Source organism: Pseudomonas agronomica, assembly GCF_025917275.1.
In the GTDB taxonomy this organism is placed as follows: domain Bacteria; phylum Pseudomonadota; class Gammaproteobacteria; order Pseudomonadales; family Pseudomonadaceae; genus Aquipseudomonas; species Aquipseudomonas agronomica.
On sequence record NZ_JAOSHO010000174.1, the window covers coordinates 1 to 9,549 of the forward strand.

General features: G+C 58.6%; 6 protein-coding genes and 1 pseudogene. 4 read left to right on the forward strand and 3 right to left on the reverse strand.

Annotation, left to right across the window (positions count from 1 at the left end; all coding sequences use genetic code 11):
* On the reverse strand, positions 1-2,056 hold a 2,056-nt coding region (gene uvrA, locus OC610_RS14220; RefSeq protein WP_264428515.1), incomplete at its 3' end, for an excinuclease ABC subunit UvrA.
* 169 nt (positions 2,057-2,225) lie between these two features.
* Here uvrA and OC610_RS14225 point away from each other — a divergent pair.
* Positions 2,226-3,623, forward strand: a complete 1,398-nt coding sequence (locus tag OC610_RS14225; RefSeq protein WP_264428517.1) for an MFS transporter — start codon at positions 2,226-2,228, stop codon at positions 3,621-3,623.
* 9 nt (positions 3,624-3,632) lie between these two features.
* The gene (locus tag OC610_RS14230) at positions 3,633-4,148 is read left to right on the forward strand and encodes a single-stranded DNA-binding protein (RefSeq protein WP_024778338.1); all 516 of its coding nucleotides are present in this window, start codon (positions 3,633-3,635) and stop codon (positions 4,146-4,148) included.
* Positions 4,149-4,267: 119 nt separating this feature from the next.
* Here the strand turns inward: OC610_RS14230 and OC610_RS14235 are convergent, their stop codons facing one another.
* Positions 4,268-5,335 carry a LacI family DNA-binding transcriptional regulator gene (locus OC610_RS14235; RefSeq protein WP_264428519.1) on the reverse strand — a complete coding sequence of 356 codons (1,068 nt, stop codon included), beginning with the start codon at positions 5,333-5,335 and terminating at the stop codon, positions 4,268-4,270.
* A 210-nt stretch (positions 5,336-5,545) separates the two neighbouring features.
* Here OC610_RS14235 and OC610_RS14240 point away from each other — a divergent pair, with 210 nt between their 5' ends.
* Entirely contained in the window at positions 5,546-6,862 is a 1,317-nt protein-coding gene (locus tag OC610_RS14240; RefSeq protein ID WP_264428521.1) for an MFS transporter, read from the forward strand.
* Positions 6,859-9,237 carry a glycoside hydrolase family 31 protein gene (locus OC610_RS14245; RefSeq protein ID WP_264428523.1) on the forward strand — a complete coding sequence of 793 codons (2,379 nt, stop codon included), beginning with the start codon at positions 6,859-6,861 and terminating at the stop codon, positions 9,235-9,237. Before OC610_RS14240 ends, OC610_RS14245 begins: the two co-directional genes overlap by 4 nt.
* A gap of 58 nt (positions 9,238-9,295) precedes the next feature.
* Here OC610_RS14245 and OC610_RS14250 read toward each other — a convergent pair.
* A pseudogene (locus OC610_RS14250) lies at positions 9,296-9,549 on the reverse strand (hypothetical protein); the annotation flags it as partial.

Genomic DNA, 9,549 nt, shown 5'->3' on the forward strand with positions numbered 1-9,549 from the left:
CGACGACCTTGTCCAGGTGCTCCAGGCCCTTGATGCTGTCGTGAGCGGCGGCTTCCAGGGTCGTGGCGCCGTTCAGGGCGGTGGCACTGAGCGGGAACAGCGTGTTGTTGATCAACGTCGACTTGCCGGACCCCGACACGCCGGTGACACATGTGAGCAGGCCAATCGGGATCTCCAGGTCGACGTTGCGCAGGTTGTTGCCGCGGGCACCCTTGAGGGTCAGCGACAACTTCTTGTTGCGTGGCGTGCGCTTGGCCGGAACCTTGATCTTTACCCGGCCCGACAGGTATTTGCCGGTCAGCGAGTCCGGGTGCGCCATGACCTCGGCGGCAGTGCCCTGGGCGACAATGTGCCCGCCGTGGACGCCCGCACCTGGGCCGATGTCCACCACGTAATCCGCCAGGCGAATCGCATCTTCATCATGCTCTACGACGATGACGGTGTTGCCGATATCCCGCAGGTGCTTCAGGGTCCCGAGCAGGCGGTCGTTATCCCGCTGGTGCAGGCCAATGGACGGTTCGTCGAGGATGTACATGACGCCCACCAGGCCGGCGCCGATCTGGCTGGCAAGGCGGATACGCTGGGCTTCGCCGCCGGACAAGGTGTCTGCGCTGCGATCGAGGGTCAGGTAATCCAGCCCGACGTTCACCAGGAACTGCAGGCGCTCGCGGATTTCCTTGAGGATCTTGTCGGCGATCTCGCCTCGGCGCCCAGTGAGTTTCAAGCCGCCGAAATAATCGGTGGCATCGCCAATCGGCAAATTGGTGACCGCTGGCAGCGTCTTCTCTCCGACCCACACATGCCGCGCTTCGCGGCGCAAGCGGGTGCCGCGGCAATCGGGGCACGGCTGCGTGCTGAGGAACTTGGCCAGTTCTTCGCGCACGCTGGCCGATTCGGTCTCGCGGTAGCGCCGCTCCAGGTTTGGCACGATGCCTTCGAACGGGTGCGAGCGCTTGACGATATCGCCACGGTCGTTCAGGTATTTGAAGTCGACGTTCTGCGAGCCGCTGCCGTGCAGGATGAATTTCTGCTGGTCGGCGGGCAGCTCACTGAACGGCTTGTCCAGGCTGAACTTGTAATGGGCCGCCAGCGACCCGAGCATCTGGAAATAATAGACGTTGCGCCTGTCCCAGCCGCGTATCGCGCCCTCGGCCAGGGTCAGTTCGCCATTGACCAGGCGCTTGGTGTCGAAGAACTGCTTGACCCCCAGCCCGTCGCAGGTCGGGCAGGCGCCGGCCGGGTTGTTGAACGAGAACAGCTTGGGTTCCAGCTCGCTGATCGCATGGCCGCAGATCGGGCAGGCGAAGCGTGCGGAAAAGATCATCTCTTCACCGGGCTCGTCGTCCATCGGCGCCACCAGGGCGATGCCGTCGGCCAGCTTCAACGCTGTCTCGAAGGATTCGGCCAGGCGTTGCTGGAGATCGGCGCGGACCTTGAAGCGGTCCACCACCACATCGATCGAATGCTTCTTCTGTTTATCCAGCTTCGGCAGTTCGTCCAGCTCGCACAGTTTGCCGTTGACTCGCGCACGTACGAACCCCTGGGCGCGCAGTTCCTCGAAGACCATCAGGTGCTCGCCCTTGCGCTCGCGGATGACCGGCGCCAGGAGCATCAGCTTGCTGCCTTCGGGCTGGGCCAGCACCAGGTCGACCATCTGGCTGACGGTCTGGGCTTCCAGCGGAATGTCATGGTCGGGGCAGCGGGGGACGCCGACGCGTGCATAGAGCAGGCGAAGGTAGTCGTAGATCTCGGTGATCGTGCCGACCGTGGAACGGGGGTTGTGGGAGGTCGACTTCTGTTCGATGGAGATCGCCGGCGACAGGCCTTCGATGGTATCGACGTCGGGTTTTTCCATCATCGACAGGAACTGCCGTGCGTAGGCCGACAGCGATTCGACATAGCGTCGCTGGCCTTCGGCGTACAGGGTGTCAAAGGCCAGCGATGATTTGCCGGATCCGGACAGGCCGGTGATGACGATCAGCTTGTCCCGTGGCAGGGTCAGGTCGATGTTCTTCAGGTTGTGGGTACGGGCCCCACGAATCAGGATCTTGTCCAAAAGTGGCCTCGCTCGGCGGGCGTCGAAAACGTAGGAGTATACGGGTAAATACTGGATGGATACACACTATCAAGTGCCATACATGAAGACTGCGCGGCAAACGGTCGCCATATACCCCCTCAATCGATGGGACTGGTAGAATCCCCGCCGGTTCACACGAGGTTTTTCCATGCACGATCTCCACAGCGAACGCATGAGTAGCGGCGAGACCCGCGCGGCAAGCGGCCTGGCCCTGGTGTTCGCCTTTCGCATGCTGGGCATGTTCATGGTGCTGCCGGTTCTGGCGACCTATGGCATGGACCTGGCGGGCGCGACCCCGGCCCTCATCGGGCTGGCGATCGGCGCCTACGGCCTGACCCAGGCGATTTTCCAGATCCCTTTCGGGATCATTTCCGACCGTATCGGTCGCCGTCCGGTCATTTACCTGGGGCTGATCGTGTTCGCCCTCGGCAGCGTGCTGGCGGCGAACGCAGACTCGATCTGGGGCGTGATCGCCGGACGGATCCTACAAGGCGCGGGTGCTATTTCCGCCGCTGTCATGGCATTGCTGTCAGACCTGACCCGCGAACAGCATCGGACAAAAGCCATGGCGATGATCGGCATGACGATTGGCCTGTCGTTCGCTGTCGCCATGGTTATAGGACCGTTGTTGACGCGGGCTTTCGGTTTGTCGGGCCTGTTCCTCGCGACCGGGGCCATGGCGTTGGTAGGTGTGCTGATCGTGGCGTTTATCGTGCCGCGTTCTACCGGGCCGTTGCAGCATCGCGAATCCGGAGTCGCCCGCCAGGCGTTGATACCGACGCTCAAGCATCCTGACCTGCTGCGCCTGGACTTGGGCATCTTCGTACTCCATGCCATGCTGATGTCCAGCTTCGTGGCACTGCCACTGGCGCTGGTGGAAAAGGCCGGCCTGCCCAAAGAGCAGCACTGGTGGGTCTACCTGACGGCATTGCTGATTTCGTTCTTCGCGATGATTCCGTTCATCATCTATGGCGAGAAGCGACGCAAAATGAAACGAGTTTTACTCGGCGCCGTCGTGACGCTCATGCTCACTGAGCTATTCTTCTGGCAGTTTGGCGACAGCCTGCGAGCCTTGGTGATTGGCACGGTGGTGTTCTTCACCGCGTTCAATCTGCTGGAGGCGTCGCTGCCGTCGTTGATCAGCAAGGTTTCTCCGGCGGGCGGCAAGGGCACGGCGATGGGGGTCTATTCCACCAGCCAGTTCCTGGGTTCGGCACTGGGCGGCATCCTCGGCGGCTGGTTGTTCCAGCATGGCGGTTTGTCGGTTGTGTTCCTGGGATGTGCCGCGCTGGCTGCACTTTGGTTGGCCTTTGCTGTTACCATGCGCGAACCTCCGTATGTGACGAGCCTGCGCTTGCCGTTGTCGCCCGAAGCCATCCGCGAAGCAGGCCTGGCCGAGCGCCTCAGGGCCGTCGTGGGAGTAACCGATGCAGTGGTGGTCGCCGACGAGGCGGCCGTGTATATCAAACTGGACACCGAATTATTGGATCGTGCGACGCTTGAGCGCCTGGTGAACAACCCGGCCCCGGCAGCGTGCGAAGCCTAGGAGAACGTTATGGCCCGTGGGGTTAACAAAGTCATATTGGTCGGAACTTGCGGCCAGGATCCAGAAGTTCGCTACCTGCCTAACGGCAACGCCGTGACCAACCTGAGCCTGGCGACCAGCGAACAATGGACCGACAAGCAAACCGGCCAGAAGGTCGAGAAGACCGAATGGCACCGCGTGTCGATGTTCGGCAAAGTGGCTGAGATCGCCGGTGAATACCTGCGCAAGGGTTCGCAGGTCTACATCGAAGGCAAGCTGCAGACCCGCGAGTGGGAAAAAGACGGCATCAAGCGCTACACCACCGAAATCGTGGTCGACATGCAAGGCACCATGCAATTGCTCGGTGGCCGTCCGCAAGGCGACCAGCAACAAGGTGGCAACAACTACCAGCAGTCGGCTCCGCGCCAGCAAGCCCCACGTCCGCAGTCGGCGCCACAGCCACAACGCGAGCGCCCGGCTCCGCAACAGGCCGCGCCACAACCGGCTCCGGATTTCGACAGCTTTGATGACGATATTCCGTTCTAGGATTCAGTGGTATCAGTCGATGAGGCTCCTCGCTCACTGAAACTTCAAGTTCGATAAAAAACCCTCTTCGCTGCAAAGCCAGGAGGGTTTTTTTCGCTTTGTGTAAAACCGCGAATCAATCAGTCATAAATAATCTTCTGATAGACCGGCGTCTGCTTGGCGCTGTGCTTGATGCGCCGCACCGAGTTGCCGGTGATAAGGTGCCCACCAAGAAGAAGGTTGCCACAAGGCGATCGCGGTTCGAAGAGCTGCTGCCTCAAGACCCTTATCGCCTCTGCGCCCAATTCATCGCGGGGCACGTGAAGCGTGGTGAGCGGTATATCGTTGATGTCCGCCAGGTTGAACCCGTCCATGCTCATGACCGAAACATCGTGAGGAACCTTCAAACCAGCATTCTGCAGCGCTTTCACGGCCCCGGCTGCCATGAAGTCACCCCCGGCGAGGATGGCAGTCGGTCGGTCGTCGGGCGCGCAGTTTTCCATGAAGGCTGCTACCCGTGTTTCAGATTCAGCACTGCCAAAACCTTCGGCAACCAATAGGTGTTTTGCTTCGACAAATTCGAGATTCTGCTCCTTCCATCCATCACGGATTCCACGTATTCGCAGATCCATCGTGTACCGCCTGAGACACTGGAGGGTCAGGACATTTCGGTGCCCCATCTGGAATAGATAATTGATCGAATAATGGCCAATTAAAAAGTGGTCGGGCGATATCGAGGGCAGGCGCATGCTGCGATCAATGCAGTTGATCAGCACCGTCGGTTTGCTGAGATCGGCCGCCAGTTGGTGTATATGCGGATCATCAATGCCTATCAGGATCGCCGCACCGGTGTCCTTCTGATTCATCTTTTCGAGAAACAGCAAGGCGTCGCTGTCGACCTCTTCAAGCTCGCAGTAGCGGACTCGGACATCATGGTGCGCGACCGCCTGCGTGATGCCCTGGATGACTTTGTAATAGAAGATATCCGAGCGGACGTTGAAGGCCCGCGAGGGCGCGAAGATGGTTAGCCCATTGAGCAGGAAGCGACCATTGGCGAGGTCTTCCATCACGCCCTGCTGCCGCGCCGCCGCCAATACTTTTTCTCTCGTGGCCGGGCGGGTATTTGCTTTGCCGGCGAGCACCCGCGATACCGTCGCGATGGACAGGCCGGTCTGTGCCGCAATTTCGGCAATGCGTAATTTCCCCACCGTGACTAATCCATTGAGACAATTTATGTAAAGGCTTTCATAGCAGAAAAGAGCCACCGAACCTAGTGTCCTTGGGTTTCTGACTGGCGGCTGGAGCGAAGCATGTAAATTTATACACGCTCGCTTCTGTACGAACGATAAGCCGTTGCCATAGCGTCAAGCCTCAATAAAAACAAAACGCCGGACAATCCGGCGACAGGCGAAGAATTGATGACTATCGATATCGCACGCAATGCTCGACTTTCGGCCAAGCTTAAATTCATCCCGCATCTGCGTTGGTGGATGCTGTCCCTGTTTTTGCTCGGCGTCACCGTCAACTATATAACCCGCAACTCCTTGGGCATCCTGGCGCCGGAACTAAAGACCACGTTCAGCATGTCGACTGAACAGTACTCGTGGGTAGTCGCCTCGTTTCAACTGGCCTATACCGTTTTCCAACCTATCTGTGGGTGGCTGATCGATGCGATCGGGCTCAAGCTCGGCTTCGTGGTATGCGCCGTCGTATGGTCAGTGATGTGCCTGCTTCATGCCGGGGCTGCAAGTTGGGTCCATCTGGCGATCCTGCGTTTTTTCATGGGCGCTTCGGAGGCCGCGGCCACACCGGCCAATGCCAAGGCGATAGGGGACTGGTTTCCAAAAAAGGAACGACCTGTCGCTGCGGGCTGGGCGGGGGTTGGCTTTTCCCTGGGGGCGATGCTCGCGCCTCCCATCATCTACCTCGCCCATGTATCCCTGGGCTGGCAGGGCGCATTCCTGATTTCCGGGGGGATCGGCCTGATTTGGGCCGCCGTCTGGGCGTGGCTCTACCACGCCCCCGATATCCACCCGCGCTTATCGCCCGATGAGTTGAAGCATATCCAACAAGACGGCGAAAAAATCGGCCAGCAAATGCCCTTTTTCAAGGCGCTGAAAAAGATTGGTCGGGACAAGCGATTCTACGGTATCGCGCTTCCTGCCTTCATGGCAGAGCCGGCATGGGCCGTCATGAGTTTCTGGGTGCCGCTGTATCTGGCCAACGAAAGAGGAATGGACCTCAAGCAAATCGTACTGTTTGCCTGGGTGCCGTTTCTGGCGGCGGATCTGGGCAGTATCGCCAGCGGTTATCTATCACGCGCTTACCACCGATTTTTCAAATGCACCCGGGTGAACTCGATTGTCGCCAGTTCAATCACCGGCGCGTTCCTGATGTTTTCGCTCGCCGTGATGACACAGGTGAAAGACCCCTATGTTGCGATAGCGCTTATTTCGCTTGGCGGTTTTGGCCATCAGATTATTTCCTGCATGTTGAGCGCACTGGTCGTCGAAACGTTTGATCGGGATGAGTTGGCGACGGTGAACGGAATGCGCGGTTCATGCGCCTGGATTGCCAGCTTCCTTTTCTCGCTGATCATCGGCGTCAGCGTGGACAAGATAGGATTCAACCCATTGTTCATTGCGATGGGGCTCTTTGATTTTATAGGTGCGTTTTTCATGATTTTGTTTATCGCGGACCGAGCGTCCAAATCCAAAGCGGTGCGTGCACAATGAAGTCACTTAAAGTCTGGACGCTACAGGCCCAGGAAAAAGGCTACGTCGAGCTCCTGGTCGAGGGCCGGCATCTCTTCAGGATCCATATCCTCGAAGACGGTTTGGCGCGTGTCCTGCTCATGCGGGCTGGCGCGTTGGCGCTGGATCGGACCTGGAGCATCGCGCCCCGGGAGGATGTTGCCTGGGAAGGCCGGGCCCGCGAGTCGTTGGCGGATTTCTCTTTGCCCACGTATCGGGTCGAAGAGTGTCAGGATCGGTTGGTACTCACGACCAAAAAACTACGCATCACGGTGAATCAACCGCTGTGGCTACAGTGGGAATACCATGATGGCGAGGACTGGAGGCCGTTGGTCTCGGATCGGCCTACCGGAGCCTATACGCTTGATGCTCATGGTGAAGGCCTGGAGCATTACCAGCTTCGCGCGCCGGAACATCGCTATTACGGGCTCGGTGAAAAAACCGGCGATTTGAATCGCGCCGGCAAACGTTTTGAAATGCGTAACCTGGATGCAATGGGTTATGACGCGGCGAGCACCGACCCGTTGTACAAGCATATTCCCTTTGTCATCACGCACCAGGAGCACGCCAGCTTCGGGATGTTTTATGACAACCTGAACACCAGCCTGTTTGATCTGGGAAACGAGCTGGATAACTATCACCGACCCTATCGTCGGTACAAGGCGGATGCCGGTGACCTCGACTACTGGGTACTTGCAGGCCCCCGCGTGCTGGATGTGACGAAGGCTTTCGTTCGCCTGACCGGACGCACCTTGTTCCTGCCTAAATGGAGCCTGGGCTATAGCGGCTCAACCATGCGTTATACCGATGCCGATAATGCCCAGGAACAGTTGCTGGAATTTCTTGAACTGTGCCGTCAGCACGATATTCCCTGCGACTCTTTTCAGCTGTCATCCGGGTACACCTCCATTGGCGAAAAACGCTATGTGTTCAACTGGAACCGTGAAAAGGTCCCGGACCCCAAGGCGCTTGCCCAGGCCTACCGTGATGCCGGCGTCAGGCTGATCGCCAACATAAAGCCATGCCTGCTGCAGGACCACCCGCGCTACGCCGAGGTTGCCCATCAAAAGATGTTCGTTCGCGACTCTGAGCAGGACGTGCCAGAGCGGTCGGTGTTCTGGGACGATGAGGGCTCTCATCTGGACTTCACCAACCCGGACGCTGTCGGTTGGTGGCAGTCAAATGTCACATCACAGCTGTTGGAACTGGGCATTGAATGCACGTGGAACGATAACAATGAATTCGAAGTGTGGGACGGTGAGGCGCGCTGTCATGGCTTCGGGCGCGAGATAGCGATCAAACATATCCGGCCCGTCATGGCATTGCTGATGATGAGAGCGTCCTTAGAGGCACAACAGCGGTTTTCACCATCAGAACGGCCCTACCTTATTTCACGTTCAGGGTGTGCCGGCATGCAGCGCTATGTCCAGACCTGGAGCGGTGACAACCGGACCCACTGGAAAACACTTCGCTACAACACTCGCATGGGCCTGGGCATGAGCCTGTCGGGGTTGTACAACGTGGGTCATGATGTCGGTGGGTTCTCGGGTAATAAACCGGATCCTGAGCTGTTTGTCCGTTGGGTCCAGAATGGCGTGATGCATCCGCGCTTCACCATTCACTCCTGGAACGACGATGGCACCGTCAATGAGCCATGGATGCATCCTTCGGTCACCGATGCGGTCCGTGACGCGATCAGGCTCAGATACCGGTTGATGCCTTATGTCTACACCTTGCTGTGGCAAGCCAGTCACGAAGACGAGCCCATACTGCGACCTACGTTTCTTGATCACGAGCATGACCCTCAAACGTTCAAGGAAAACGACGAATTCCTTCTTGGCCGGGACGTCCTCGTCGCCAGCGTCGTAGAGCAGGGCGCACGCGATCGCGAGGTATGGCTACCCCTGAATGCGACAGGCTGGTGCGACTGGCACACCGGTGACTGGTACGAGGGCGGCCAATACGTTTCCCTGGATGCGCCGTTGGAACGTTTGCCCTTGTTGGTGCGAGGGGGGGCTGGGATACCGACCGGTGAATGCCACAAGCTTAACGATCCCGCCCTTGATCGGCGTCGCGAGCTGGTGATTTTTCCTGCACCTTCAGGCACCTCCAGCGGCGTGTTATTTGAAGATGACGGCATCAGTCATGACTGGAAAGATGGAGGCTGCCTGGTGATCCGATGGACCGTTGAATATGGTCTGGACTTCATTGATTTGACGATCGCTAAAACAGGGGATTTTCGTCCGGCGTGGGAACAGCTTGAGGTGGCCTTGAAGGTCGCGGATGGGAGAGCCTTGAGAATCAATGGCCGTAGCGGCACCGCTTTGAAGTTGGCCGACATTCCGGAGCATCAATAACTTCATTGATTCCTTGGGAAATCTTGCCCTCCCGGTCCAGGAGGGCATACCCACGGGCTCACAAATCCAGATCCAACAGCTCCTGCATCCTCTCGCCAATCGACTGCGTCAACCACGCGGCATGGAACGCCATTTCCGTCACCGTGATGGCCACCCGGAACCGACGGGTAATCTGCTTGCCGTCCGCCCCGGCGTAGCCCACATCAAAGTGATTCACGTTGCCGAAAGTGGTCAAGGTATAGGGCTTGATGTAATCGATGGCACTGTAGGGCACGCATTCTCTGGTGGTTTGCCGGGCAGGGCGGCGCTGGG